The organism is Neoaquamicrobium sediminum, from assembly GCF_013240295.1.
GTDB lineage: Bacteria > Pseudomonadota > Alphaproteobacteria > Rhizobiales > Rhizobiaceae > Aerobium > Aerobium sediminum.
Genome location: NZ_JABETK010000001.1, coordinates 393,268 through 418,532, shown reverse-complemented (window position 1 = coordinate 418,532; position 25,265 = coordinate 393,268). Strand labels below are relative to the sequence as shown.

General features: G+C 63.0%; 14 protein-coding genes, 1 tRNA gene and 7 pseudogenes. 14 read left to right on the top strand and 8 right to left on the bottom strand.

Annotated elements, in window-relative coordinates; genetic code table 11:
* The first annotated feature begins 47 nt into the window (after positions 1-47).
* The 3 genes and pseudogenes from HK436_RS02015 to HK436_RS02005 all read left to right on the top strand — a co-directional run bounded on the left by HK436_RS02015 (position 48) and on the right by HK436_RS02005 (position 2,994).
* Positions 48-1,190: an ABC transporter ATP-binding protein gene (locus HK436_RS02015; RefSeq protein ID WP_173186935.1), complete on the top strand. Its 1,143-nt coding sequence runs from the start codon at positions 48-50 to the stop codon at positions 1,188-1,190.
* Between the two features lie 15 nt (positions 1,191-1,205).
* Positions 1,206-2,156 (top strand): annotated as a pseudogene (locus HK436_RS02010) (ABC transporter permease subunit); the annotation flags it as partial.
* Positions 2,157-2,175: 19 nt separating this feature from the next.
* Positions 2,176-2,994, top strand: coding sequence for an ABC transporter permease (locus HK436_RS02005; protein ID WP_173186933.1), 819 nt, complete (start codon positions 2,176-2,178; stop codon positions 2,992-2,994).
* A gap of 6 nt (positions 2,995-3,000) precedes the next feature.
* Here HK436_RS02005 and HK436_RS02000 read toward each other — a convergent pair whose 3' ends face one another.
* On the bottom strand, positions 3,001-3,177 hold the full coding sequence (locus tag HK436_RS02000) for a hypothetical protein (protein WP_173186931.1): 177 nt from the start codon (positions 3,175-3,177) through the stop codon (positions 3,001-3,003).
* On the bottom strand, positions 3,171-4,823 hold the full coding sequence (locus HK436_RS01995; RefSeq protein WP_173186929.1) for an AsmA family protein: 1,653 nt from the start codon (positions 4,821-4,823) through the stop codon (positions 3,171-3,173). Before HK436_RS01995 ends, HK436_RS02000 begins: the two co-directional genes overlap by 7 nt.
* Positions 4,824-5,054: 231 nt before the next feature.
* Here HK436_RS01995 and HK436_RS01990 point away from each other — a divergent pair.
* Positions 5,055-7,012 (top strand): annotated as a pseudogene (locus tag HK436_RS01990) (acetoacetate--CoA ligase).
* Between the two features lie 252 nt (positions 7,013-7,264).
* On the opposite strand, the gene HK436_RS01985 reads toward HK436_RS01990, so the two are convergent.
* The 3 genes and pseudogenes from HK436_RS01985 to HK436_RS33970 all read right to left on the bottom strand — a co-directional run bounded on the left by HK436_RS01985 (position 7,265) and on the right by HK436_RS33970 (position 14,135).
* The gene (locus HK436_RS01985; RefSeq protein ID WP_312860461.1) at positions 7,265-8,965 is read right to left on the bottom strand and encodes an ABC transporter permease; all 1,701 of its coding nucleotides are present in this window, start codon (positions 8,963-8,965) and stop codon (positions 7,265-7,267) included.
* 69 nt (positions 8,966-9,034) lie between these two features.
* Positions 9,035-10,093: a Fe(3+) ABC transporter substrate-binding protein gene (locus HK436_RS01980; RefSeq protein WP_173186927.1), complete on the bottom strand. Its 1,059-nt coding sequence runs from the start codon at positions 10,091-10,093 to the stop codon at positions 9,035-9,037.
* A 191-nt stretch (positions 10,094-10,284) separates the two neighbouring features.
* Positions 10,285-14,135 (bottom strand): annotated as a pseudogene (locus HK436_RS33970) (histidine kinase dimerization/phospho-acceptor domain-containing protein).
* 254 nt (positions 14,136-14,389) lie between these two features.
* On the opposite strand from HK436_RS33970, the gene HK436_RS01965 reads away from it, so the two are divergent.
* The 5 genes and pseudogenes from HK436_RS01965 to HK436_RS01945 all read left to right on the top strand — a co-directional run bounded on the left by HK436_RS01965 (position 14,390) and on the right by HK436_RS01945 (position 18,708).
* Positions 14,390-14,845, top strand: coding sequence for a phasin (locus HK436_RS01965; protein WP_173186923.1), 456 nt, complete (start codon positions 14,390-14,392; stop codon positions 14,843-14,845).
* Positions 14,846-15,062: 217 nt separating this feature from the next.
* Positions 15,063-15,139 (top strand) — tRNA-His (locus tag HK436_RS01960).
* Between the two features lie 756 nt (positions 15,140-15,895).
* Entirely contained in the window at positions 15,896-16,318 is a 423-nt protein-coding gene (locus tag HK436_RS01955) for a Zn-ribbon domain-containing OB-fold protein (RefSeq protein ID WP_173186921.1), read from the top strand.
* On the top strand, positions 16,315-17,457 hold the full coding sequence (locus HK436_RS01950; RefSeq protein ID WP_173186918.1) for a thiolase family protein: 1,143 nt from the start codon (positions 16,315-16,317) through the stop codon (positions 17,455-17,457). The genes HK436_RS01955 and HK436_RS01950 overlap by 4 nt, the downstream gene beginning before the upstream one ends.
* A pseudogene (locus HK436_RS01945) lies at positions 17,369-18,708 on the top strand (CaiB/BaiF CoA transferase family protein). The gene HK436_RS01950 and the pseudogene HK436_RS01945 overlap by 89 nt, the downstream one beginning before the upstream one ends.
* 30 nt (positions 18,709-18,738) lie before the next feature.
* Here HK436_RS01945 and HK436_RS30970 read toward each other — a convergent pair.
* From HK436_RS30970 to HK436_RS01935, 3 genes and pseudogenes are all read right to left on the bottom strand, one after another.
* Positions 18,739-19,257: a zinc-binding dehydrogenase gene (locus HK436_RS30970; protein ID WP_312860460.1), complete on the bottom strand. Its 519-nt coding sequence runs from the start codon at positions 19,255-19,257 to the stop codon at positions 18,739-18,741.
* Between the two features lie 127 nt (positions 19,258-19,384).
* Positions 19,385-19,723 (bottom strand): annotated as a pseudogene (locus HK436_RS33340) (alcohol dehydrogenase catalytic domain-containing protein); the annotation flags it as partial.
* Between the two features lie 6 nt (positions 19,724-19,729).
* Entirely contained in the window at positions 19,730-20,107 is a 378-nt protein-coding gene (locus HK436_RS01935; RefSeq protein WP_173186914.1) for a VOC family protein, read from the bottom strand.
* Positions 20,108-20,240: 133 nt separating this feature from the next.
* Between HK436_RS01935 and HK436_RS01930 the strand changes: the two genes are divergently transcribed.
* The 5 genes and pseudogenes from HK436_RS01930 (at position 20,241) to HK436_RS01910 (ending at position 25,237) form a co-directional block, all read left to right on the top strand.
* On the top strand, positions 20,241-21,050 hold the full coding sequence (locus HK436_RS01930) for an IclR family transcriptional regulator (RefSeq protein WP_173186912.1): 810 nt from the start codon (positions 20,241-20,243) through the stop codon (positions 21,048-21,050).
* Entirely contained in the window at positions 21,043-22,446 is a 1,404-nt protein-coding gene (leuC, locus tag HK436_RS01925) for a 3-isopropylmalate dehydratase large subunit (RefSeq protein WP_173186909.1), read from the top strand. The genes HK436_RS01930 and leuC overlap by 8 nt, the downstream gene beginning before the upstream one ends.
* Entirely contained in the window at positions 22,443-23,066 is a 624-nt protein-coding gene (leuD, locus tag HK436_RS01920) for a 3-isopropylmalate dehydratase small subunit (protein ID WP_173186907.1), read from the top strand. Before leuC ends, leuD begins: the two co-directional genes overlap by 4 nt.
* A pseudogene (locus HK436_RS01915) lies at positions 22,990-23,811 on the top strand (SDR family NAD(P)-dependent oxidoreductase); the annotation flags it as partial. The gene leuD and the pseudogene HK436_RS01915, both read left to right, overlap by 77 nt.
* Positions 23,812-23,990: 179 nt before the next feature.
* A pseudogene (locus tag HK436_RS01910) lies at positions 23,991-25,237 on the top strand (MmgE/PrpD family protein).
* Positions 25,238-25,265 lie beyond the last annotated feature (28 nt).

The window sequence follows — 25,265 nt, the reverse complement described above, 5'->3', positions numbered from 1 at the left end:
GCCGGCGTTTTCCTTTTGAGCGTGGCATCTGGATTGGGGAACCCGAGATGAAATCGCTTGGCAGCATTCGCAGGAGCTTCGCGCCCTGGAACGATCCCGAGGCGAAACCCTACATTTCGTTTGAACGCGTGACCAAGCGCTTCGGCGATTTCACGGCCGTCAACGACCTCTCGCTTGAGATCTACGAACGCGAGTTCTTCGCGCTGCTCGGCGCTTCCGGCTGCGGCAAGTCCACGCTGCTGCGCATGCTGGCTGGTTTCGAGGAGCCGACATCGGGCCGCATCCTGCTGGAAGGGCAGGATCTTCGCGGCATTCCGCCCTATCGCCGGCCTGTGAACATGATGTTCCAGTCATACGCGCTGTTTCCGCACATGACGGTGGAAGCAAACATCGCCTTCGGTCTCAAACAGGACGGTATGAGCAAGGCGGACATCGCGTCGCGCGTTGCCGAGATGCTCAAGCTGGTCAAGCTGGAGCAGTTCGCCAAGCGCAAGCCGCACCAGCTTTCCGGCGGCCAGAGGCAGCGCGTTGCGCTGGCACGTTCCGTGGCGAAACGGCCCAAGGTGCTGCTGCTGGACGAACCGCTCGGCGCGCTCGACAAGAAGCTGCGCGAGGAAACGCAGTTCGAGTTGATGGACCTCCAGCAGGAGCTCGGCCTCACCTTCGTCGTCGTCACCCACGACCAGGAAGAAGCCATGACGATGGCTGACCGAATCGCCATCATGGACAAGGGCCAGGTGATGCAGGTGGCAACCCCTGCCGAGGTCTACGAAGCGCCTTCTTCCCGGTTCGTGGCCGATTTCGTCGGCAACGTGAACATGCTCGAGGGCACGGTCGCAGAGCTAAGCGACAACGCGGCGACAATTACGGGCGCCAGCGGCGCGCGCATTCGTGTCGAGAATGCCGGCGAGGCAACCGAGGGCAGCAGCGTCGCCTTCGCGATCAGGCCCGAGAAGATCAAGGTGTCGTCGAAGCCGCCGGCGGACGGCGCCACGAACGTGATGGAAGGCGAGATCTGGGATCTCGCCTATCTCGGCGACATGACGGTCTATCACGTCAAGCTGTCCGACGGGCAGGTGGTAAAGGCCAGCGCGCTTAACAGCGCACGTACGATGGACGACCCTCTGAGCTGGCATGACCGGGCCTGGATTTCCTTCGCGCCGGATGCCGGCGTCGTGCTGACCCGCTAGGATCGGGAGGCGGCCATGGCCCAAACGATCACACAAGATGTCGCCGCACCGGCAGACCGGAATGAAGGGATCGGCGGCCGGCTTCTGGCTGCGGTGGCCAATCGCGCGGTGATCCTGGTCCCCTATCTTTGGCTTCTGATTTTCTTCCTGGTGCCGTTCGGCATCGTGCTCAAGATATCGCTGTCGCAGACGACCATCGCTATGCCGCCCTACCTGCCGGTATTCGGCCTCGGCGACGGCGTCTCGGGCTTCATCGCCAATTTGCGCGAACTGTCCTTCGAGAATTATCTCTGGCTTCTGGATGATGCGCTCTATTTCAACGCTTACGTCTCCAGTGTCGTCATCGCCGCGGTTTCCACATTTCTGGCGCTGCTGATCGGCTATCCGCTGGCCTACGGCATGGCCAGATCTTCTGAATCCATGCGTCCGCTCCTGTTGATGCTGGTGATCCTGCCGTTCTGGACGTCGTTCCTGATCCGCGTCTACGCCTGGATTGGCATTCTCAAGCCTGAGGGCCTTCTGAACCAGTTCCTGTTGTGGGTTGGTGTTATCGACACCCCGCTGCAGATCATGAACACCAATACGGCGATCTACATAGGTATCGTCTATTCCTACCTGCCCTTCATGGTGCTGCCGCTCTACGCCACACTGGAAAAGATGGATTACTCGCTGATCGAGGCGGCGCAGGACCTTGGCTGCCCGCCGACGACCGCGTTCTGGAAGATCACATTTCCATTGTCGCTGCCGGGCGTCGTCGCCGGTTGCCTGCTGGTCTTCATTCCGGCCATCGGCGAATTCGTGATCCCCGACCTGCTCGGTGGTTCGCAGACGCTGATGATCGGGAAGACGCTCTGGAACGAGTTCTTCTCCAATCGCGACTGGCCCGTCGCATCGGCGGTCGCCATCGTGCTGTTGCTGATCCTCGTGGTGCCGATGATGTTCTTCCAGCGTGCTCAGGCGCGCGCAGGAACAGGGGAGGTAGGCCATGCAGGGGCAACTCAGCCGCTTCAACATCGCCTCGCTGGTGCTGGGGTTCTCGTTCCTCTACCTGCCGATCGTGCTGCTGGTCATCTACTCCTTCAACGACTCGCGCCTGGTCACGGTATGGGGCGGTTTCTCGACGCGCTGGTATGTGTCGCTGCTGTCCAACCAGCAGCTTCTCGACGCCGCCTGGGTGACGGCTCGGATCGCTTTCGTTTCGGCAACCGTGGCCACGGTGCTGGGCACGTTGGCGGCACTCGCGCTCACGCGTTACACGCGCTTTCGCGGGCGGTTCCTGTTTTCCGGCATGGTCTTCGCGCCGCTGGTCATGCCAGAGGTCATCACCGGCCTGTCGTTGCTTCTGCTGTTCGTTGCTGTCGGGCTCGATCGTGGATTCCTCACCGTTACGCTTGCCCACATCACCTTCACCATGTGCTTCGTAGCGGTGGTTGTGCAGTCGCGCCTGCTGAGCTTCGACCGGTCGCTTGAAGAGGCGGCAATGGACCTCGGTGCAACGCCGGTGCGCACCTTCTTTCAGGTGACGTTGCCGGTCATCATGCCCGCCATCGTGTCCGGCTGGATGCTGGCCTTCACGCTGTCGCTGGACGATCTCGTGATCGCAAGCTTCACCTCGGGCCCCGGCGCCACCACGCTGCCGATGCGCATCTACAGTCAGGTGCGGCTGGGCGTGACGCCGGAGATCAACGCGGTCTGCACGATCCTGATCGTGGTCGTCACCGCGGGCGTACTGACCGCTGCCGTTCTCAACAAGCGGCGTGACGTGCAGCGCCGGCGCGACGAGCAGGCCGCCCAGCGCGGATAGCGCAAACTATTCGAAATCGACTGTGGGGCCGACCTGCGCTGCAAAGGGAGAATCCCAGGCGCCGCCGATGAAAAAGGACAGATCGGCGTCACCCTGCTGGCCGTCCTGGCCCATCGGCGCCAGATAACCGGAGAGGGCGAGCGCGCGACCGAAATAGGGAACGATGCCGCCGAGCGTCAGCACTTGCCCATTTGAGCGGAATTCGGCCTTCTCGATCTGTGCGACGCCGCCATTGACCTTCGCCTTGAATTCCGCGCCGCGCAGCGGCAGCGTGCCGCCGACGATTTCCGACAGGGCGAAGAATCCGCCTGCGGATGCGCGCTCCCTGAACTTGGCCAGGTCGAATCCTGCAGAGCGCCTTCACCAAGGGTCGCGCTGACAGTACCTTCGGCATTGCCCATCACCGTGTTCCAGTCGCGCCCGGTACCCTTGAGCATGAGTGAAAGATTCGCGCGGCCTTGTGGCATCAACTGAGTCGCGCCAGTGGCCTTTGCGAGTGCCTGCGCATCGACATTGTCGGCCATCATGCGCATTTCGACAGCCTTGTTCTCGCCCTGCAGGTCGACCCGCACGCCGGCCTGCAGCTTGCCACCGAACACGGTGGCGTCGGAAATGTCGAAGGCGGCAAGGGTGCCCTTCACCTGAGCCGCAGCGGCCAGCTCGGTCATGGCGACTGATCCGAGTGTCGCATTGCCGGCCGACAGGCGCAGGTCCAGCGACAATTGCTCGGCGAAGCCCGTATCGATCTGGTCGTAGATGTTGCCGCTCGTGGAAGCGATCGGCGTGAACGCTGCAAGAAAAGATCGCACGTCGAGCGTATCGAATGCGAGCGTCCCAGAAATGGCTGGAAGTGGATCGGCGAAGGAAACCTCAAGTACGCCGCGTCCCGAATTGCCGCCCAGGTTCAGCGCGACCGAGTCAAGCCGCAGCCGCTGCGCTGTGCCTTGAACCGTTCCCGCAATAGACATCGCGCCGATCGCGGCGCCCGGCGCGATGTCAGTCTTCGACCATTCGAGCATGCGCCGCAGAGACGGCGACGAGAGACTGGCCTTTCCGTCGAAGTACGTATTCGTCGACAGATTTGCCGTTCCTTCGAAGCTTGCTTCCAGCAGTGCCGATTTCAGGCTTGCGGTCGCCGGCGCATTGCCGCCGGCAAGAAGCAACAGCGGCTGCGCGCTCGACCCTTCGACGCTGATGTTCTCGCCACGCCAGATGCCGGTGGCGTTCAGCCGCGCGGTGCGGTTAAGCGATGGCCAGACGATCTTGCCGTTGAGGCTGCTGATGCCATCATCATCGTCTCCATCGACGACCGCGATACGACCGTCGAAGAACTCGACCGTGCCGAACGCATCGTCCGGCAATGCGCTGCGGTCCGGATTGGCCGGGTTGCTGGCCACGATCCTCCGCGCCGCGGTCACCGCGCGGGTCATGCGCCCGCCGCCGGGCGAAGCGGGGAGATCGATGACCGAACCTTCGATGGTGAGCCGCAGCACCGGCCGGTACATCGCCACGGCCGAAAGCACCACATTGCCGCGCAGCGCCGACAGCGCCGAAAGGCCCACCTCCAGCCTGTCGGCCTTCAGCACGGGCGGATTTCCGTTGTCCGCCCATTCGAGGAATGCAACGTCGTGAAGCGTTGCCCTGAAGGTCGGCCAGACGTCGAGCACCGGCGCTTCACCCAGTACTACCCGGTAGCCGCTCCAGAGACTGAGCTCATGGGCGATGCGGTCCCGTACGATCTGTGTGGATGCCACCCAAGGCAGCGCGGCTATGAACAACACCGCGAGCGCAAGCACTGCCGCCAGCGCGATAACGCCTCGTTTCAACATGGAAAGCCGCATCTCGCCTCGCCGCTGCGGGATGTCGCCGGCGACGCTCCCTACACTACCCGACCCGCAGGATAGCTGTTTTTCAACCTTTTGTGGCCTGCCGATGGCGTTTTCCACCAGCCAGATAAGGGTATTTTCGCCACCTTGCCTTGCTGGCGGACGATATGCTTAACCGTCTGCGAATTGTCGTCGGCATATTCCGCGCCGCCCGGCCCCTCAGGAGGAACCCGCATGAACCAGACCGCCCCGCTTTGGAGCCCGTCGGCCGAAGAAATCGCGGCGTCGCCCATGACAGCCTTCATGGCGCTGGCTGCGAAGGCGAGCGGCAAGCCGATTGAAGATTACGAAGCGCTGCATGCGTGGTCGATCGACGATCGCGAAGCGTTCTGGTCGCTGGTGTGGGACTATTGCGATGTGATCGGCGACCGCGGCGAGCGGATGCTGATCGACGGAGACAGGATGCCGGGCGCCCGGTTTTTTCCGGATGCGAAGCTGAATTTCGCGGAGAACCTGCTTCGCAAGACGGGAGGTTCCGACGCGCTTGTCTTCCGCGGTGAGGACAAGGTTGAGCACAGGTTGTCCTGGGATGAGTTGCGTACGCTGGTCTCACAGCTTCAGCAGCTCTTTCGTGCCCATGGCGTCAAGGCCGGCGATCGCGTCGCCGCCATGATGCCCAACATGCCCGAGACCATCGCCTGCATGCTTGCGACTGCCTCGATCGGCGCGATCTGGTCATCCTGTTCACCGGATTTCGGCGAGCAGGGTGTGCTTGACCGCTTCGGACAGATCGAACCTGTACTGTTCATCGCGCCCGACGGCTACTGGTATGCCGGCAAGCGCATCGATGTTGGCGCGAAGATCGCTGCGGTACTGGACAAGATGCCATCGGTGAAAGCGGCCTTCGTGGTCGACTATCTCGGAACTGCCAAGGATGTGGCGGGCGGCATCGCGAAAGCGGAGGCGCTGGACACGGCACTCGCGCCATTCGCGCCGGCATCTCTCCAGTTCGAACGGCAGGCTTTCGATCATCCGCTCTATATCCTGTTCTCCTCCGGCACGACCGGCATTCCCAAATGCATCGTTCATTCGGCAGGCGGCGCGCTGCTGCAGCACGTCAAGGAACAGCGATTGCATGCCGGCATCGGCGACGGCGACCGCTTCTTCTATTTCACCACATGCGGCTGGATGATGTGGAACTGGCTGGTGTCCGGCCTGGCATCCGGCGCGACACTTCTTCTCTATGACGGCTCGCCCTTTTATCCGAACGGCAATGCCATCTTCGACTTCGCCCAGGCCGAGAAGATGACCTATTTCGGAACATCCGCGAAGTTCATCGATTCCGTGCGCAAGGAAGGACTGCGCCCGATCGAGACTCACGACCTTTCTTCCGTGCGGATCATCTCGTCGACCGGCTCGCCGCTGGCCCCGGAATGCTTCCGCTTCGTTTATGACGGCATCAAGAAGGACGTTCACCTGGCGTCGATCTCCGGTGGCACCGACATCGTTTCCTGTTTCGTCCTCGGCGTGCCGATCAAGCCGGTATGGGTTGGCGAAATCCAGGGTGCAGGGCTGGGTATGGCCGTGGACGTGTGGGACGATTCCGGCAATCCTGTCCGCGGGGAGAAGGGTGAACTCGTCTGCACCCGGGCGTTTCCCTGCATGCCGGTGAAGTTCTGGGCCGACCCGGATGGCTCCAAATACAAGGCCGCCTATTTCGACCGGTTCGACAATGTGTGGTGCCATGGCGATTTCGCCGAATGGACCGAGCATGGCGGGCTCATCATCCATGGCCGCTCCGATGCGACTCTCAATCCGGGCGGCGTGCGTATCGGAACGGCGGAAATCTACAACCAGGTCGAGCAGATGGAGGAAATCCTCGAGGCGCTCTGCATCGGCCAGACCTGGGACGACGACGTTCGCGTCGTGCTCTTCGTACGGCTTGCGGAAGGCGTTGTCCTGGACGAGGCGCTGGAAAAGAAAATCCGCACGAAGATCCGCACCGGCGCCAGCCCCGTCACGTACCAGCGCGGATCGTGCCGGTGGACGATATCCCACGCACCAAGTCGGGCAAGATCACCGAGCTTGCCGTGCGCGACGTGGTGCATGGCCGTCCGGTCAAGAACAAGGAGGCGCTTGCCAATCCCGAGGCACTGGAGCTCTACCGGGACATCGCCGCGTTGCAGTCCTGACCGCGACTATGGTTATCAAAACGGTTGCCGCGAAATTTACCTCGATTTCACGGATGATACAGAATCGTAAACTGCCGTATAGTCAGGTAAGGTTTTGTTAAGGTTCGGGCCCGATAGTCCTACTCAACTTGAGGGAGAAATCCCGCTCCGCTGCCTTGGAGCCCGGTACGCTCAAGCTTCTTGTGTGACAGCCAAATTCATACTCAGGCGCTTCTCTGAAGCGCCTTTTTCTTTGGCGGTAGCGGGACTGATTTACATCATCGCTTCGCGATCGCGCATCAGGGCGCCCGACAGGAGGACTATCGGGACGGTGGCCGTCACGATGATCAGCAATGCCGCCACGGCGCCATCCTGGGCCATGCCGCGTGATGCGCTCTCGTAGATGAAGGTGGCGAGCGTGTTGAAGCCGAACGGCCGCAGCAGGATCGTCGCCGAAAGCTCCTTCATCGTATCCACGAACACCAGCACGCCCGCCGTGAATATCGCCGGCCACAACAGGGGGATGGTAACGCTAGCCGCACTCTGCAGCGATGAGCGCCCGAGGCTTCGGGCTGCTTCGTCGATGTTTGGCGGCAGCTTTTCCAGTCCCGACCGAATGGAGCCTTCTGCCAGCGCCAGAAAGCGGATGGAGCAGGCGAGCACGATCGCCGTTGCAGAACCCGTGAGCAGGAGACCGGTCGAGACATCGAACCATGCGCGCATCTGGGCGTCGAGCCAGTTATCGAAGCGCGCCAGCGAAAACAGCAGGCCCAGCGCCATGATGGTCCCCGGCAGCGCATAGCCGATCATGGCGAAGCGCGTGGCAAGCGTCACGCTCCTGGAGCGCGCGACGCGGGCTGCATTGATCAGCAACAGTGCGATCAACACCGCCAGCACCGCCGCGGCCAATGCAGTAGTGAGGCTGTTGACGAAGGCGCGCGCCAGCGCCGGATCGAAGAACTGGTGAGCGCGGCGAAGTGCATAGGTGCCGAACACATAGATAGGAACACCAAAACCGAGCAGCATGGGTGTAGCCACGGCAAGCGTTGCTGCCGGTCCCTTCCAGCCGGTGAGTTGCACGCGCGGCGGCCGCGCCTTCATGTGTGTCGCGCGCGCCGAATGGAAACGCTGGCGTCGGCGTGCCCACTGCTCGGCCATCAAAAGGGTGAAGACCAGTACGAGCATCAGCATTGCGATCTGCGACGCACCTTCGAGGCTGCCGCGATTGAGCCACGTCGTGAAGACCGACAGCGTCAGGGTGCGCACTCCGAGATATTCCGATGCTCCGAAATCGTTGAGCGTCTCCATGAGGACGAGCGCGACGCCCGCGATGATAGCGGGACGCGACACCGGCAGCAGGATGCGGCGGAACACCGTGGACGGCTTGGCGCCCAGTGTGCGTGCGACGTCGGCAATGTTGCGGCCCTGCATGATGAAGACGACGCGCGCCGTCAGATAGACGTAGGGATAGAGCACGCAGGACATGACCAGGGCGGCCCCGCCTGTCGACCGCAGGTCCGGAAACCAGTAATCGCGGGCGGTATGGAAACCGAAGAGCGAGCGCCACGCCGTCTGCACTGGGCCGGCAAACAGGAAGAATTCCGCAAAGGCGTAGGAAGCCAGATAAGGTGGCACGGCGAGCGGCAGCACTAGTGCCCAAGCGAGCGTTTTGCGCAAAGGAAAGTCATAGCCCACGACGAGCCAGGCGCATGCGACGCCCGTAACGGACGTCAGTATCGATACGAGCGCGAGGAGGTGCAGCGTCGTCAGCGTGGCGCCCGGCAGCACGGTTGATGCCAGATGCGGCCAGGCCTCGCCGGTGCCGGAAAACGCGATTCCGGCGAGCGTGGCGACCGGCAGCAGCACCATCGCGCATACGGCGAGCGCAATGAAGAAGACCACACCGTGCCGCTCGCGCTTGACGCGCGGGGCAGAGGCTGTCTGCGTTCGTGCGGTTCCGTCCAGACTGGTCACGCCGGATCCTTTAAATGCAAAAGCCGGGCTGCATGCGCAGTCCGGCTTCTGCCTTGCATTGGAGCAAGCCTAGCTCGACGGGCCGTCGTCGAGGGCGACGCGATCAACCATCTCGGAAGCCGCCTTTCGGTGAGCGGCGATCTCGGCCAGCGATAGGGTGTCGGCGTTCAGCTCGCCGAAAGCCTGCACCACCGGCGAAGCCTCAAGGCCGGGCTGGACAGGATACTCGTAGGACTGCTCGGCCTGGATCTGCTGGGCTTCCGGGCTGGACAGGAACTGGATCAGCTTCACGGCATTGTCGCGGTTCGGCGCGTTCTTGGCGAGCGCGACGCCGGAGACGTTCACGTGGGTGCCGCCGTTCTCGAAGGTGGGGAACACGACCTTGATCGCGTTGGCCCATTCCTTTTCTTCCGGGTCCTTTTCGTTGGTCTGCATCAGGCCGACATAATAGGTGTTGCCGAGCGCGATGTCGCATTCGCCGGCCATGATAGCCTTGGCCTGCGGGCGGTCGCCGCCATCCGGCTTGCGGGCGAGGTTGTTCTTCAGCCCGGTCAGCCATTCCTCTGTCTTCTCCTCGCCCCAATGAGCGATCGCAGCGGAGAAGAGCGCCAGATTGTAGTCATGCTGGCCCGAGCGCATGCAAATCTTGCCCTTCCACTTCGGGTCGGCCAGCTCGGCATAGGTGATCGGCTCGTCGCCGACGCGCTCCTTCGAGGCGTAGAGCACGCGGGCGCGCTTGGTGATGCCGAACCAGTGACCCTCCGGGTCGCGATACTCGGCAGGCAGGTTGGCGTTGACGGTCTCGTCTTCCAGAGCCTGAGTCACGCCCTTTTCCTTGACGTTCGTCAGGCGTGCGATGTCGACGGTGAGGATGACGTCGGCCGGCGAATTGGTGCCCTCGGCGGCGATGCGGTCCTCGAGCCCCTTGTCCAGGAAAAGGATTTCGGTGCGGATGCCGGTTTCGGCCGTGAAGGCATCGAGAGCAGGCTGGATCAGGGCCGGCTGGCGATACGAATAGATGTTGACCACCTCATCGGCCGCCGCGGCAAAGGGTACATAGGCAATGCCGGCTGCAAGCGCCGCCGCCGCGAGGCGGGTGCTGGTCGAGCGAGATGCTCCGAAAATCATGACTTCCTCCAGGCAGGGGGTTCAAGGCCCCGTGTTCGAATGGATTTTGTTCCAGCGCTGGAACACGCGGTTCATGATCGAAACAGCGAGAGCGGTCAATAGAAAGCACAACAAAATCAGCAGTTTAGAATAATTCTAAACTAGATCAGTCATGTTTTAATCTGTGAATCTCGGGATTTGGCTCTGCCGCCTCAATCTGCCAGCACCCGGGTTGACGGAAATGTGATCTCCACCATCGTGCCTTCGCCCGGTGTCGAGGAAATCGAGAACCTGGCCCTGTTCGCTTCCACCATGGCTTTGGTGAGCGGCAGGCCAAGCCCGGTCCCGTCATGCCGGCCCCGCTTCAGGGCGTTGATCTGCTTGAAGGGCTTCAGGGCCTGGTCGATCTCCGACAGGCTCATGCCGATGCCGGTGTCGCGCACCCGCATGACGACATCGCCCGACGGTTCGTACGAGGTCGATACGATCACCTGCCCGCCGGCCTGTGTGTAGCGAACCGCATTGGAAAGCAGGTTCAGCGCGATCTGGCGTACGCTGCGCAGGTCGGCCACCACTTCCGGCAGACGCGATGCGAAGCTCGAGCGAATGATGACGCGGTCGCGGTTCGCCTGCGGCTGCATGACCGCGACGGATTCGCCCAGCGTATCGTTGAGCGACACCGCTTCGTAGTTCATCTCCTGCTCGCCGGCCTCGATCTTCGAGATGTCGAGCAGGTCGTTGACGAGGTCGAGCACATGGTTGCCCGAACGGTTGATGTCGCGCAGATAGTCGCGATAGCGGTCCGACCCGATCGGCCCGAACTTCTCGTCGATCATCAATTCCGAGAAACCGATGATCGCGTTGAGGGGCGTGCGGATTTCATGGCTGACGCGGGCAAGGAACTCGGTCTTTTGCGATGACGCGCGCTCGGCCTGCGTACGCGCCTGGGTCAGTTCCTCTTCAGCGCGCTTCCACTGCGTGATGTCGCGCACGACGGCGCAATAGCCGCTGTCGCCGGGCAGCCGACCGATGGTCATGAACAGCGGAATGAAACGGCCTTCCGCCTCGCGGCCGATAACCTCGCGTCCGTCATTGAGCACGCTTGCAACGCCGTTTTCGGCAAGACCGGCGAGGTAGTCGCGCGCGGCGCGCTGGCTTTCTATGGCGAACAGCGACGCAAAGGGCTTGCCTTCGACCGCCGCGCTATCGAAGCCGAACAGCGCCTCGGCTGGTCGGCTGATGTTACGGATGGTCCCGTCGGCCGCGATCAGCACCACGCCATCGGTCGCCGTGTCGATGATCGTGCGCATCTCGGCGACATGCCGCGCCATATCCTCGACCTCGGTGGGATCGGCCGTGATCGCCGGCTGGGCAAGAGGCTCCGCAGCCGCCATTGGCTGTGCGCCATCGGCGCGCTGCAGCGCCAGCAACAACGCCGATCCGTTGCGCCAGCGTATGGACTGCAAATGTGCGTCGACCGGAAATTCCTCGCCGCCCAGCGTGCGCAGCCGCAGCTTGCTCCCGTCGGGCTCCGATGCGGCATCCGGGCTCTTGTCGACGAACAACCTGTCGAGGCCGCCCTCTCGACGGATTTGATCGAGACTGGCGTAGCCGGTCAGGTTCAGGAATTCGCGATTCGCGAAATAGAGCTCGTCACCGGCGTGCACCAGAAGCGGCAGCGGCAATCCGGCTACCAGTTCGGCATCCAGCCCGGTTTCGTGGCTGCGCTCGCTGGAGACGAAAGCCGACGGGGTGAACCCGTCTACGGCGATCGGCGGGGCAGGGGAGGCGCGACGTCGGCGCCTATCGATCCAGCCGGCACCCCATCCGCAGTCTCTTCGGATACGGCATCCTGAGTGCCTGCTGTCGGGACCTCTTCATCGGCCTCGAGTACAGGCATGTCCTCTTCGCCGGGTTCGTCGTGATAGGCTTCGGTTTCTTCGTCATATTCGGCCGAACCTTCGTCCTGTCTGACGGTGGCGAACCCTGACTCTTCATCACCCGCTGTGTCGCCAGAGGCTTCTGGCGCGTCCGGCACTTTTCGCTCAACGTCGCCGACGCCATCTTCCGCAACCGCTTCATCGTGGGCCGCATCGCCGGAGGCGCCATCGTCGTTGGCAGCGACGCCGGCCGCGTCGGCGTCTCGCTCGTCGGCGTTGTTGGAGGGGCCTACTATGTCCTCATCGAAGTCCGAGCCTGCATCATCGGCGCCGTCTAGCTCGGCAAGGCGCGGCTCGTCGTAGAATTCGTCCGGAACTTCGTGGTGGTTTTCCGGCTCCAGTGTAACGGCATCATCGTCCGTCGAGCCGTCGAACCGCACCATCGCGGTTTCTGCGTTCACAACGTCGGCAGGGGCCTCATCCGCCGTTCGGTCATTCGTCGCTTCAGGAGCTTCAGGCTTCAAATCATCCGAGAGCTCGGTTGCCTTCTCTCTGGCGTGGTCCTGCTCTGCCTGACGCGCTTCATCGTAGTCGCGGCGCAGCCGTGTCCGGATCTCCTCGAACGCGTTGCGCTCGCCCGGGGAAAGCTGCCTGCCCGGTGTGCGGACCGGCCGGTGCTCCGCGAGGCGCACGACCTTGTCGCTCGACCGCCGCTCATGCCCCTCGGTGAGTGACAGCGCCGGTACTTCTCCGTTGAATGGATCGTTGTCGGCCGGTGTCGGCGTCGTACCGGTCGCGTCGCCGGATTCTTCTGCCGGCCTTCCCTCTGTGGGAGGCACGCTGCCGCCGCCCGCCAGCTTCATGCCGAGGGCATCCGGGTCGGCAGTCACGTCGCCCATGCGCACCACGCCGAAGCCGCGAAAACCTTCGAATTCGCGGTCGCGGTTGTAGACGGGTAGGGCTGCAAGATCGACGGGTGCCCGCAGGTCCGTGCCGGCGACGGGCCACAGTACCGAACGGCCTGACCAGGTGTCGCGACGCTGGAGCAGGCCGGCGATCTCGCCCCGCGGGTCGAGCTTGAACGCGGCGGCAACATCGTTGAACCGCCGGCCCAGCACGTTGGCAGCCTCCTTGCCGACGGCGCGGGCGAAATCGTCGGAGACGGCGCTGAATGCGCCATCGGCGTCGGTTCTCCAGACAAAGCGCACGGGACCTTTGGGCAGATCCGGCCTCTGCTGCTGCCGATCGTCAAAGTGCCAGTCATCCGACGCATCCGGCGCCGGTGTTTCCTGGTCGTCGCGCGTGGCAGAGATGGGATCGGCCGCAGGGGTAGGCTCGGTCGCGGCCTCCGAAGAGTGCGCGACTTCCGCGGCTTCATCCTCGACGACACGCTCCGGAAGATCGGCATCGGACGGCAGCGGTGCGACTTCGTCTTCCACCGGCTCCTGCCGCGCATCGACGGTGGTCTGTGTCGGGATCTCGTCGCGGCCGCCTTCGCTATCTGGCTCTATCTCCTCCACGGGCTCATCCACCGCGACAAGCAGGTGAAGGGCAGGCTCGTCCACGAGCCGTGCGATGCCCGCTGGAATCAGTCCGTCTCCAGCCGGGATCAGCCGCTTCACCAGCCGGTCGCTTTCGCGGGCAACCTCTTCCACCAGCCGCGACAATGTCTCCTGCGAAATTCCAAGGCCGTCGAAGCCGGGCGACGTCGCACTCGCATGCGCCGCATCGTCGATGAGGGCGGCGAAATAACCTGCTTCGCCGAACCCTTCGATGACGCGCGCAGCGGCTTCGTCACCGCCAAGGGATCTGGGCGTTTGTGTCGGAACGGCCAGCAGTACCGCAGGCTCGCCATCGGGTAGCGTGACGCCGGACACGAGAAACTGCACGGCGCGGCTCGTCATGCCGCTTGCCAGTCGCACCATTACCTGCCGGTCGCGATCCATGCGTGGAAAGCCCGGCGTCGCTGCAATCTGCCTGCGCGCCGCAAAACCCAGGCCGGGCGAGCCGCCCATCACCGCCTCGATGTCCGGATAGCCGAGCAATGCCGCGCCAGGGCCATTCGCCCAGATCACTTCATCGAGGTCGATCGTCAGGATTGCCAGCGCATCGCCTGCGGCAAAACGCGTACGCACCTCTTCCATCACGGCAATGTCGATGAAGGAATAGGGGCCTGAAGCCATGCGAAAACCTGAAGCCGTTGAGTGGACGGACGAGCCGTTGTTAACTCTTTGTTAGTAAAAGTTCGGTGGCGCCGCGTCCAGAAAGTCGGGACCCCACAGCGCGCGAATCTTGTTCCTTGGTTAATCCCCGGGGCGCAAATTTGCTGCATCGCAACAAAATTGTTGCAATGCACAAAAGGAGCGCCTATATTGGCGTCAAGTCAAACGAGCCGGCACGATAAGACGTTGCCGGACCAAGTGTAAAGGATCGAGCGATGACCAAAGCCGCCGCAAAGACTGCCGAAACCATCGAATTCCCGACCTTCGACGCCGACAAGACGGCAGACCAGTTCCGCGCCTTCGCTGAGAAGGGCGTCGAGCAGTCGAAGGAAGCCTATGCCAAGATGAAGACCGGCGCCGAGAACGCGCAGAAGGCCATGGAATCGACCCTAGAAACCGCCCGCGCCGCCGGCAGCGAATTCTCGATGAAGTCGATCGCAGCCGCCCGTGCCAACACGGAAGCCGGCTTTGCTCACCTCGAGGCGCTCGTCGCTGCCAAGTCCCTCTCCGAGGTGATCGAGCTGCAGACAGCGTTCCTGCGCAAGGCTGTTGAGACCGCCGTCGAGCAGGGCAAGGATTTCCAGGCTGCGTCGACCAAGGCTGCCGAGGAGGTTTCCAAGCCCATGAAGGAAGCCTTCGAGTCGACCGTCAAGGAACTCAAGATCGCCTGACGCGTTCAGGTTGCAAGTACACCGCGTGAAGGAAACCTCCTCCCTTCCCGATCGCGGCTCAGAAGACCGGCTCCTCCTCCCGCCGGTCTCCTAACAGGAAAAGGCCGGGATCTCCTCCCCCGGCCTTTTTCCTTTTTTAGGCTTGGCTTGCGGCGCATCGGGCTTGAAATCGCCGCCGATAGTCCGTAAGAGCCTCGCCAGCCAGAGCTTGGCGCGTGCGGTTGTAGCTCAGTTGGTTAGAGCACCAGATTGTGGATCTGGGGGTCGCTGGTTCGAGCCCAGCCAACCGTACCACTAATTTCAATGGCTTTTGACAACACCATTGTTTTCGGAGGCAGTGCAGGGTTGCAAATGGGTGCCCTAGAGTGATCGATTGCACTCTCTAAAAGTACCTACCCCTCCGATTTGCGTTCAACCTTCGACCCCGCCATCCCAGCACCTCCTGCCATGTTGATGGGTTCCCTGACGGACCCTTTCGGCATTCACGCACTCGGTGCTCGCTGCGTGCGTGACGTATGCTGGCGAACAGGTCCTCGACTTTGTGTCGCTGGCGATAGAGGGGCTTGTCGCAATCGAATGGCGTCTTCCGGCTCCGGGCATGACGGCATGCAGGGCTCGGTGCCTCGGGGCTTCGAGCTCTTCGGGAAAAAAAACAGGCGCGGTCATAGCCGCGGTCGGCGGTGAGATGGGCTGCCTGGGCCAAGGCGCCGAGTACGAGGCGGGCGTCCTTGTGTCGTTCATCTTCGCTCCGACAGGAGCAGGATCATCGGCCGGCCTTCACCGTCGCAGACGGTGTCAAAGTTCGAGTTCAGCCCGCCCTTCGTGCGTCCGCTAGGTCGGGGAACATCCCCTTTTAAGCAGACTTACCGCCGTTCGGTGGGCCTTCAGATGCATGATGCGTTCGGTTTCCGACCCTCGCCTGCAAGGCCGGTGAGGATGCGGCCAAACACGCGATTTCAACCTTCACAAAGGTCTTTGTTGACGGACGTATTTGCGTGTGATTTCATTGATCAAAATCACTTTCCGCTGAGTGGAATGAAGGGAGCAAATATGCTGGAAACGCTCGACAGGGCGGTTGGCGGTGAGCGGCTGATCGGAGCCGCAGCCATCGCACGAGGAGCGAACGGAGAGCCCGTTCTGCTGGGATGTAAATGCACCGCCTGCCAGAAGGAGATGGTTCCGCCGGTCTCCGTGTGCCCGGTGTGCGGCGGCGAAGACATGCGCGAAGCCGTGCAGCCCGACGAGGGTGTGCTCTACAGCTACACGGTCGTTCATGTAGGCCCGAAACGCTTCCGGCGGCCGTTGGCGCTCGGCTACGTCGATCTCGACAACGGCGTTCGTGTCTTTTCCCATCTGGAAGGAGACACCTTCAAAATCGGCGAACGCATGAAGTTTGATGTCGCCATCGTCGGCCGCGACCCGGACGAGACGGATCTCACCGGATACGTGTTTCGCAAGGAGAACGGTCAATGAGCCAGGCGAACATCATCGGGGTCGGCATGACCCGTTTCGGCAAGTATCCAGAAAGCCATCTGGCTGATATTGCGTGGCCTGCAGTCAAGAGTGCGTTGGCTGACGCCGGAATTGAGCCCGGCGCAATTCAGGCTGCCTATTGCGGGTCGGCGCTCGGCGGCATGATGGTTGGGCAGAGCATCCTTGCGCGCATCGGCATGACCGGAATTCCAATTACCAATGTCGAGAACGCATGCTCCTCCTCGTCAACTGCCTTGCAGCAGGCAGTGATGGCGGTTCGTGCGGGCAAGTACGATACCGTCCTGGTGATAGGCGCGGAAAAGCTGACCGCGCTCGGCGGCGGTACCCTTCCGCTGAACGAAGACGACTGGGAGGCATCCCAGGGCATGGTCATGCCCGCGCTCTACGCAATGCGGGCTATGCGCTACATGCACGACTACGGGCTGACGCGCGAGCAGCTCGCGCTGGTTTCCGTGAAGAACCGGGCCAACGGAGCCAAGAATCCTGATGCTCAGATGCAGAAGCCGGTCACGGTCGAGGAGGTATTGGCGTCGCGCCCCGTGGCCGATCCCTTCACCCTGCTGCAATGCTGCCCGACGGGCGACGGCGCGGCGGCGATCATCGTCGCATCTGACAAGGCGGCGAAGAAGTATGCCGGCAAGCACCCCATTCGGGTGCTCGCTTCCGACCTTACATCCGGCCGCTTCACCCCGGGCTTCCGCGACATGACCTCCCCGGAAATCACGGTCCGCGGTTCGGCTGAGGCCTATGAGGAGGCAGGCGTCGGTCCGCAGGACATCAATCTGGCCGAAGTACATGACGCCTTCTCGATCGCCGAGCTGATCTACTACGAGGCGTTCGGGTTCTGCGCCCGCGGCGAGGCCGGCGCCTTCCTCGAGAGCGGCGCCAGCGCGATCAATGGCAAGGTGGCAGTCAATCCTTCTGGCGGACTTCTGGCCAAGGGCCACCCCGTCGGTGCGACCGGCGCCGCCCAGGTAGTCGAAGTCGTGCGACAGCTCCGTGGCGAATGCGGCGCGCGCCAGGTGCCGGATGCCAAGGTTGGGCTTACCCACGCGACGGGCGGCGGGCTGGCCGGCTTCGACCACGGCGCATGTTCAATCCACATTCTGGCACGCTGACGACACCATGGATGCAATGACGTCAAAAGACGGGCGGGCTAACAGCGCGCCCGGCGGCCCTCTCGCCGGCCTGCGCGTACTCGACCTGACACAATTTCTTTCGGGGCCCTACTGCACTCTTATTCTGGGAGACCTTGGCGCGGAGATCGTCAAGGTCGAGCCACCCCAGGGCGACTCATCCCGGCACGTCCCCCGCATTTCGTCGGTGACGACAGTGCATATTTCCTGTCCATCAACCGCAACAAGAAGAGCATCGTGCTCGATCTCAAGTCTGAGGAGGGACGCGATCTGCTACGCCGGCTCGCGCTTGTCAGCGACATCGTGGTGGAGAATTTTCGACCGGGGGTGCTGGAGCGGCTCGGGGTATCGCCCGATGCGTTGCGCCAGGAAAAGCCTTCGCTCGTCTGGTGCGCTATCAGCGGCTTCGGCCAGAGCGGTCCGTATCGCGACAAGCCTGCCTACGACATGATCGTCCAGGCGCTGTCCGGTGGAATGAGCATGACAGGAGAGAAGGGCCGCGGTGCGGTTCGTGCTGGCATCCCGCTTGGCGACCTCTCAGCCGGCATGTATGCGGCCATCGGCATTCTCGCGGCAATCAACCGAAGGCACCAGACAGGCCAAGGCGAGATGATCGACATTTCCATGCTTGATTGCCAGGCGGCGATGCTTTCCTATCAGGCAGCCTATCACCTGCACTCCGGTCATGTACCGGATCGACAGGGCTCGGGCCACGATTCCATTCCGACCTACCGCACCTTCACGGCACAGGACGGTATAGAGGTCGTCATCACTGCCAATACCGAGCGCATGTGGCAAGGCCTGTGCCGGGCGCTGGGAGTTACCCATCTCATCGAAGATCCGCGCTTCCTGACCAATCGCGAACGCTACAAGAATCGCTTGGAACTGTGGCCGCTGCTGGAAGCGGCTTTTCTGGCGGCGCCGGCTGACGATTGGGTAGCAAAGCTCGAGCGGGAAGAAGTGCCGGTCGGTGTGGTCAACACGCTCGACCGGGTGGTCAACGATCCGCAAATATTGCACCGGGAGATGGTTCTGGCGCTGGAGCGTGACGGCGTTGGTGCAAAGGTGATGGGCAACCCGGTGAAGCTGGCAGAGGCGATGCGAGCCGAACATCACTACCCGCCGGCACTCGGTGCCGATGGAGACAACATCCTGCGCGACATCCTGAACCTTGGAGAAGACGAACTCGCTGACCTGCGCAGCAAAGGTGTGAACACACCGAAACCCGCCTGACCTGGCTGCGTGACAGGGGAAAGTCTTGTTCTAGTCGATGGTCAGGACAACCTTGCCATGCGCCAACCCCTGCTCGACCATTTCGTGCGCATCGGCAATGCGCTCGAGAGGAAGCGACGTGGCGATGCGGTGCTTTAACGCATCGCGTTCCAGCATGGCGTTGATGCCGGCAGCCATCGGACCGTGAACCTCCGGGCCGAAGCGATGAATCGTGAGGAAGCGGATCGAAACACATTTCTGGCGAAGGTCCCGCACGGGGACATCCGCCGCCAGCCCGCCCGACCCGTAGCTGGCCACACGACCGCCAAGCGCTATCACCTTGCCGATCAAGCCGGCATTCGCAGTGGTGTCGACATCGACAAAGAGGTCGACACCGCGACCGTCAGTGATGTCGAGAATGGCCCTGTCGACATCCGGATCGCGGTAGTTCAGGACGTGATGCGCACCCGCCGTCTCGGCCTCCGCGGCCTTTTTGCGACGACGATACGGTGGAAATGACCCGCGCACCGGACAGGCGCGCGATCTGAACAGCGTAGTTACCGACAGCACCGGCTCCTCCTGCGACCAAGATAGTCTTTGCCGCTACCGGACCGTCTCCAAGCACCGCGTTGAACGCCGTCATGCAAGGTATACCGATCGCGGCGCCTACCTCGAAGGAAACCGCATCCGGCAAAGGCGCAACCAGCGCCTCGGGAAGCGCCACATACTGGGCGGCCGTGCCGAAAGGCCGTGCCGCCTGCGCGCAGAACGTCCAGACACGGGTGCCGATACGGTCTCGCGGAACGCCCGCTCCCACGTCCTGAATGACACCCGCGCCGTCATGGTGCGGGATGATCCGGGGATAGGGCTTCTGTCGCCCCGGCGCACCGCCGCGCACCTTGGTATCGGTGGGGTTGATGCCCGACGCGCTCACGCGAACGAGCACTTCGCCTGCGGCTGGTTCAGGCGTAGGCACATCGCCGAGCTGCAGCACCGTGTGAGCAGGGCCGGTATCGTCGTAGTAGGCGGCCAGCATCTCCGCTCAGCCGCCGAAAGCGCCTTCGTCGACCACTTCGGCGACAATGCCGTGTGGCGTGCGGAACTTGATGGCCTTCGCCTCGGGTTTGGAGAGGATTTCGCCACCCGCGGCGCGCACCTTTGCGGCGAAGGCATGGCGGTCATCGACCTCTATGCCGAAATGATGAATGCATGGTCCGCGTCCCGATATTGTTGCCTCGGGTGCGTCCTCACTGTCGTAGCGCATCAGCGTCAGGTCCATGGTGCCGTCGGTCATACCGCGGGTAACCCGGCCAGCCTTCGTCTCCGTCCGGACGATCTCGAAGCCGAAGACATCCCGATAGAAAGCGCTGGAGGCCTCTATATCCTCAACTTTGAGCGAGATGTGGACGATCTTTGCCATGCTTTCCTCCCTTTGGCGTCCCGATTGTATCGAGCCGGCTTTCTGATTTTTGGTCTTGACGGGAGAGTGACAATGACCTTAGCTTCCGTCAAGTAGAATGTTATTCCGGTGAACGGAATAAAGGGAGGATTGCATGCGCGACACGGCGGTAGGCACCGTTGAGAGGGTGATTACCCTTATGCGTGCGCTTGCGGAGGCTGGCGGCGATGTGTCGATCAAGACGCTCTCGGATCGCATCGAGTTGCCCGCAAGCACCGTGCACCGCCTCCTCGCGCTCCTCATGAATGTCGAGATCGTCGAGCGGGGGAAGTCGCCCCATTCCTATCGCATCGGCGTCGAGTTCTACCGGCTGAGCGCCCTCGTCTTTACCCAGACGTCGCCACGCGCCGTCGCCCGGCCGTTCCTCGAGCGCGTCGCGAAGGGCTGCGGCGAGGTCTCTCTGCTGATGCGCTACATGAAGGGCTCGCGGAAGGTCATGCTGGAGGACTCGGTGGATAGCCTGCACCCGCTGCGCTATTCGATCAGCCTTTACGAGCCGCTGTCCGTTCTGTGGGGAGCCAGCGGCCGTTCAGTTCTCGCATTCCTGCCCGACGACGAGATTCGTGCCATCCTGGCCGAGGGCGAACAGTCACCGGTCGAAGCCCTGCCGACACCGAGCTGGGAGGAGATCCAGCCGCAGGTCGCCGAAATACGGGCCAAAGGCTACGCCCATACGACAAGCCAGAAAATCTCTGGTGCAGTCGGTTTCGGCGCACCTGTCTTCGAAAGCGACGGATCGCTGTTCGGATCGCTCTGCGTCACCGTTCCTGAGGTTCGCTACGAGCCTTCGATGGAATCCCCGATCGCAAAGCTGATCGTCGAGGAAGCCGCCGCGCTATCGGCGACCTTCGGCTATACCGGGGTGCTGCAGCCTGCCGGCAAGAGGGTGCAGAAAAATGGCTGACAGATACCTCGATCGCCTGTGGGACATGCATGTGGTGGCATCGCTGCCGGGCGGTGTCGACCTCATCCATGTCGACCGGCACTTGCTACACGACCTCACCGGCGCTCTCGCGTTCTCTTCGCTCAAGGCTGGCGGGCGGTCGGTACGCCATCCCGAATTGACCTGGGGCGTGGTCGATCATCTCATCTCTTCGAAGAAAAATCGAGCCGGCCCCACTATCGAGGGCGGCCCCGGGCTGATTGAGGCGTTCGAGCAGCACACGGCCGAAAGCGGCGTGCGCCTTTTCGGCCCGACCGACCGCGACCAGGGAATCGTACACATCGTCTCCGCTGAGCAGGGCATCGCGTTGCCTGGTCTGTCGGTGCTTTGCATCGACAGCCACGCCTGCACGGTAGGCGCGCTCGGCGCGCTCGCCTGGGGCATCGGCGTCAGCGAGGCAGAGCATATCCTCGCAACGCAGACAATCCGGGCGACCCGCCCCAAGCTTATGCGAGTCGAGTTCAACGGGAAGCTGCCGCAGGGCGTGGGCGGGAAAGATCTGATCCTGGCGCTTATTGCAAGGATCGGCACCTCCGGCGGTCGTGGCTACGCGCTCGAATATGACGGCGACGGTTTCCGTGCGCTGTCCGTCGAAGATCGCATGACGCTCTGCAACATGGCGATCGAGGCCGGTTCCGAGATCGCGATCGTACGCCCCGACGAAGAAACCTTCGAATACTGCAAGGGCCGCGCCTATGCGCCCAAGGGCGAAGACTGGGACAAGGCCCTGGCCACCTGGCGGGCATTGGCCGACGGCTGCGAGAAGACCGGGGACGAGCTCGTCATGATAGACGTCTCACGGCTGACGCCGCAAGTGACCTGGGGGACTTCGCCGCAGCAGGTCATAGGCATCGCCGATCCAGTGCCAGACCCCGCGGGCGCGGACGATCGCGTACGCAGCCAGATGGAAAGGGCTCTGTCGTACATGGGTCTTAAGCCCGGCGACCGCTTGTCCGACTTTCCGATCCAGCACGTATTTATCGGCTCCTGCACCAACGCCCGCATCGGCGATCTGCGACGCGCGGCGGTGCATGTGAAGGGGCACAAGGTGGCCGAAGGCGTCAGAGCCATGGTCGTTCCTGGCTCTGGACGTATCCGCCGCCAGGCGGAAGAGGAAGGACTGGCGCAGATTTTCATCGATGCTGGGTTCGAGTGGCGCGAGCCCGGATGCTCGATGTGCGCGGCCGTCAACGGCGACATGGTCGGCGTTGGCGAACGTTGCGTCGCCACCTCCAACCGCAATTTCGAGGGGCGCCAGGGCGAGCGCGCCAGAACCCATCTCGCAAGTCCGGAGATCGCGGCTGCTTCGGCCGTGGCCGGGCGCATCGTCGATCCCTGGCGGGAGACGCGCCAATGACGCCCTTCATCGAAATACGTGGCAAGGCGGTGCCGCTGATGATGGCCGATATCGACACCGACCAGATGATCACTCGCGAATTCCTGATCACCAAGTCGCGCAAGGGTCTCGGTCGCGGGCTATTCCATCACTGGCGTTTCGTTGACGGCAAGCGCGTGGAGGACTTTCCGTTTAACTGGGACTGGGCAGCCGATCCGCAGATCCTGATCGCAGGTCCCAACTTCGCCTGCGGCTCATCGCGCGAACATGCAGTCTGGTCGGTCATGGATTACGGATTCAAGGCGGTGATCGCGCCGAGCTTCGGCGTGCATTTCCGGCGCAACGCCTACAAGAACGGCCTCCTTCCGGTGATGTTGGCGGCGAATGAGGTCGAGCATCTCGCCGAAGCGGTCACCCGAAGCCGCGGCAAGCAGCTCATCCACGTGTCATTGCCGCAGCAGACTGTGACGCTGGACGATGGCCCGAGCTACCGTTTCGAGATCGAGGAGGAGCCCAAGGCCGCGCTTCTGGAAGGCCTCGACGAGATCGGCTTGACGTTACGCCATGCCGCTGCAATCGGCGCATTCCAGGAAAAAGACGCGCCCCGGCGCCCATGGGTCTATCTCCGCAATGAATACTGACACCGCCCGGCATAGCGATCGCCCACTGGCCGGTCGCGTCGCACTAGTCACCGGCTCCTCTCGCCGTATCGGACGCCAGATCGTGCTGGCGCTGGCGGACGCAGGCGCCGACGTTGCCGTCCACGCCCGCAGCAATCGCGAAGAGGCGGATAAGACCGCCGAGCTGGTTCGTTCGAAGGGGGTGCGCTGCGCCGTCGTTCTCGGCGACGTGGCCGTGCCGGACGATGTCGAGCGCCTGGTGGGCGAGGTGGCGGAAAAGCTGGGTGGGCTGGACATCCTGGTCAACAACGCCTCGGTTCGCGGCAAGAGCACGATCGAGACGACGTCGTATGAGGACTGGCGGCGCATTCTCGGCATCACCCTGGATGGGGCTTTCCTGTGCGCCAAGGCAGCCCGGCCTTACCTCATCAAGTCGGGATCGGGCCGCATCATCTCCATCGGCGGTGCGTCCGCCCATATGGGTACGCCGAACCACATGCATGTGATGGCTGCCAAGATGGGACTGGTTGGGTTGACCAAGGCGCTGGCGCACGATCTCGGCCCGCAGGGTGTAACCGCCAACATCGTCTCTCCCGGACTTATCGAGGACGAGGCCGACGACCCCAGCAAGGCCGCGTTCCGCCGCACTCTATATCAGGTCGACAAGATGCCGGCGCGACGCGGCGGCAGGCCGGAGGAAATCGCGGCCGCCGTTGTCGCGCTGGCCCTGCCATCATTCGGCTACGTCACCGGCCAGACCATTCACGTCAACGGGGGGTCTATATGCCATGAACCATCATCCAAACCGCACTTCGCTGTCCGGGCAGACGGGCAAACTCGATCCGATCACACAGGCGATCGGCGACCACATATCCGGAACGCTGTCGCGCGACCTGTCGGGCGCCCTGCTGGAAAAGACGCGCGACCACCTGATCGACACGGTAGCTGCCGTCGTGTCCGGCTCGCGCCCGGCCGGCTGGCGAGGCGGGCCTGCGCTATGCCGAGACGCTGGGCGGCCTGCCGCAGGCAACCGTTGCAGGTTCCAGCCATTGGACCAACGTCGTCAACGCAGCGCAGGCCAATGCCATGGCCGGCCATGGCGACGAGACCGACGATTTCCACGTCGCCTCGATCACCCACCCAGGATGCGCGGTCGTACCGGCAGCCCTGGCGATTGCTGAGGCAAACGGTAATTCGGGGCTCGATCTGATGAAGGCGGTGGCCGTCGGATACGACATCTGCGGGCGTATTCCCGTCTCCATCGACGCCTACCGGCAGTTCAAGGCAGGGCGCGGCATGCACGCCCTCGGCGGCATGTTCGGCGCCGCGGCAGCCGCCGCATCGCTGCTTTCGATGACGCCGCGCCAGGTGGCACATGTGATGTCCTTCACCGCGCAGCAGGCATCGGGGCTCACCTGCTGGCGGCGCGACGACGCCCATATCGAAAAGGCGTTCGACTTTGCCGGCATGGCCGCGCGCAATGGGGTGATGGCGGCAACCATGGTGGCTTCGGGCATGCCGGGCGTCGACGATGCGCTGACCGGCGTCAACGGCCTTTTTCAGGTCAACGCGCCCGATGACTTCGACTGGAAGGCGCCTTGGGCGGACCTGGGAACGCGCCACGAGATCATGGAGTCGTCCATCAAGAAATGGTCGGTCGGCTCGCCGGGCCAGGCAGCCCTGGACGCGGTTACGGCGCTGATTGCAGAGCACGACCCGATGCCGGACGAGATTGACGAGATCGACGTCATCCTGCCCGACGAGGTCTCGCACGTGGTCGGCGAAGGCGGGGCAACGAACGTCAATATCTGTCATCTGGTCGCCGTCTATCTCGTCGACCGGAAGCTCAACTTCGCCTCCACGCACGACGAAGGTCGGGTCGACGATCCGGCTGTGGCAGCACTGCGCAAGCGCGCGAAGGTCGTACCGGACGCCGCACTGACGGCGGCGCGGCGCGGCGGCAGGCGATCGTGGAAATCCGCTGCGGTGACGGGAGGGTCCTGCGCCATCACGCGCGCGTCGTGCGCGGGACGCCGGACGATCCCATGAGCAGGCAGGAAGTGATCGACAAGGCGCGCGACCTGATCGCGCCCGTGATGGGAGAGGAGCGGGGTGAGGAGATCCTGAACGCTCTGCTCGACATCGAAAAACTGGATGACAGCCGGCGCTTCGCGAGCCTGCTCGCACTCTGAAGCAAGGGTTCGTCAGGGAGGACGAAAC

Excerpts from the sequence above, each read along its gene's own strand:
- HK436_RS02015 (WP_173186935.1), top strand. The coding sequence starts at position 48 with ATGAAATCGCTTGGCAGCATTCGCAGGAGCTTCGCGCCCTGGAACGAT.
- HK436_RS02005 (WP_173186933.1), top strand. The coding sequence starts at position 2,176 with ATGCAGGGGCAACTCAGCCGCTTCAACATCGCCTCGCTGGTGCTGGGG.
- HK436_RS01995 (WP_173186929.1), bottom strand. The coding sequence starts at position 4,823 with ATGTTGAAACGAGGCGTTATCGCGCTGGCGGCAGTGCTTGCGCTCGCG.
- HK436_RS01980 (WP_173186927.1), bottom strand. The coding sequence starts at position 10,093 with ATGATTTTCGGAGCATCTCGCTCGACCAGCACCCGCCTCGCGGCGGCG.
- HK436_RS01965 (WP_173186923.1), top strand. The coding sequence starts at position 14,390 with ATGACCAAAGCCGCCGCAAAGACTGCCGAAACCATCGAATTCCCGACC.
- HK436_RS01955 (WP_173186921.1), top strand. The coding sequence starts at position 15,896 with ATGCTGGAAACGCTCGACAGGGCGGTTGGCGGTGAGCGGCTGATCGGA.
- HK436_RS01950 (WP_173186918.1), top strand. The coding sequence starts at position 16,315 with ATGAGCCAGGCGAACATCATCGGGGTCGGCATGACCCGTTTCGGCAAG.
- HK436_RS01935 (WP_173186914.1), bottom strand. The coding sequence starts at position 20,107 with ATGGCAAAGATCGTCCACATCTCGCTCAAAGTTGAGGATATAGAGGCC.
- HK436_RS01930 (WP_173186912.1), top strand. The coding sequence starts at position 20,241 with ATGCGCGACACGGCGGTAGGCACCGTTGAGAGGGTGATTACCCTTATG.
- leuC (WP_173186909.1), top strand. The coding sequence starts at position 21,043 with ATGGCTGACAGATACCTCGATCGCCTGTGGGACATGCATGTGGTGGCA.
- leuD (WP_173186907.1), top strand. The coding sequence starts at position 22,443 with ATGACGCCCTTCATCGAAATACGTGGCAAGGCGGTGCCGCTGATGATG.